The organism is Streptomyces sp. NPDC005195 (genome assembly GCF_040608315.1).
GTDB lineage: Bacteria > Actinomycetota > Actinomycetes > Streptomycetales > Streptomycetaceae > Streptomyces > Streptomyces kaempferi.
Map to the genome: position 1 here is coordinate 1 of NZ_JBEXHZ010000345.1, position 1,364 is coordinate 1,364.

Sequence of the window (1,364 nt, forward strand, 5' to 3'; positions counted from 1 at the left end):
GTGTCGGCGCGGGGTCGTCTGATGCAGGAACTGCCCTCTGGTGGTGCGATGTTCGCGCTGGAGGCGTCCGAGGATGAAGTGCTCCCCCTGCTGGCCGACGGGGTGTCCATCGCCGCCGTCAACAGCCCCCGTTCGGTGGTGGTCTCCGGTGCCGAGACTGCGGCGTCGGCGGTCGCGCAGGAGATAGCCGCCCTGGGTCGCCGTACCTCCCGCCTGCGCGTCTCGCACGCTTTCCATTCGCCGCTGATGGAGCCGATGCTCGCCGAGTTCCGCACGGTCGCCGAGAGCGTCACCTACGCACCGGCCCGCATTGCGGTCGTCTCGAATCTGACCGGACAGGCCGCCGGCGTCGGGGAGTTGGAGTCGGCGGAGTACTGGGTGCGCCACGTCCGGGAGGCCGTACGGTTCGCCGACGGCATCGCCCGGCTCGAAGAACAGGGTGTGACCCGGTTCGTGGAGCTGGGCCCCGACGGGACCCTCACCGCCCTCGCCCAGTCCGGCGTCTCCGGCGACGAGGAGATGCTCTTCGCGTCCATGCTGCGCAAGGACCGCCCGGAGACGGACACCGCCCTGGCCGCCCTGTCGGCGGCGTTCACCCACGGCGTCACCGTCGACTGGCCCGCGCTCTTCACCGGCGCGCGGACCACCGCCCTTCCCACCTACGCCTTCCAGCGCGAGCGGTTCTGGCCCGAACCCGCACAGGACGCGGTCGAGCGACGCGTGGACGGCTGGCGCTACCGCGTCGACTGGGAACCGGCGGCCGTACCACTCCCTCCCGCACCCGTACCGGGACGCTGGATCCTGCTCCAGCCCTCGGACGAGGACGCGTTGGCGGGCATCGAGGAGTTCGTCCCCGGTGCCGACCGCTTCACCTGCCCCCCTCGGACGGATCGTGCCGCGCTGGCACGGGTCCTCGTACAGGCCGCCGAAGGCGGGACCGTCGCGGGCGTGCTGTCGTGCCTCGCCCCCGTCGGTGGCGTGGGGACGACCCTCGCGCTCGTCCAGGCCCTCGGCGACGCGAGCCTCACCGTTCCGCTCTGGACGGTGACGCACGGCGCCGTGTCGACCGACGGACCGGCCGAGGAACCGGCCGATCCGGCACAGGCCGCCGTATGGGGCCTCGGCCGGGTCGCCGCCCTGGAACACCCCGACCGCTGGGGCGGCCTGGTGGACGTCCCGGCCCGGCAGCCCGACCGGCACGCCCTCGCCGGCATCGCCGCCGCCCTCGTGTCCGGCGAGGACCAGATCGCCGTCCGCGGACCCGAACTCCTCGCCCGCCGTCTCGTCCACGCCCCGGTCTCCGCCACCTCGGCCCCGGTCACCGCCTGGACCCCGCGCGGCCCCGTCCTGGTGACCGGCGGAAC

1 protein-coding gene is annotated in these 1,364 nt (G+C 73.8%); it reads left to right on the top strand.

Annotated features, from left to right (window positions below):
- Positions 1–21: 21 nt before the first annotated feature.
- Positions 22–1,364 (top strand): acyltransferase domain-containing protein (locus tag ABZV34_RS39550; protein ID WP_356288161.1); only part of this gene is annotated, 1,343 nt, incomplete at its 3' end.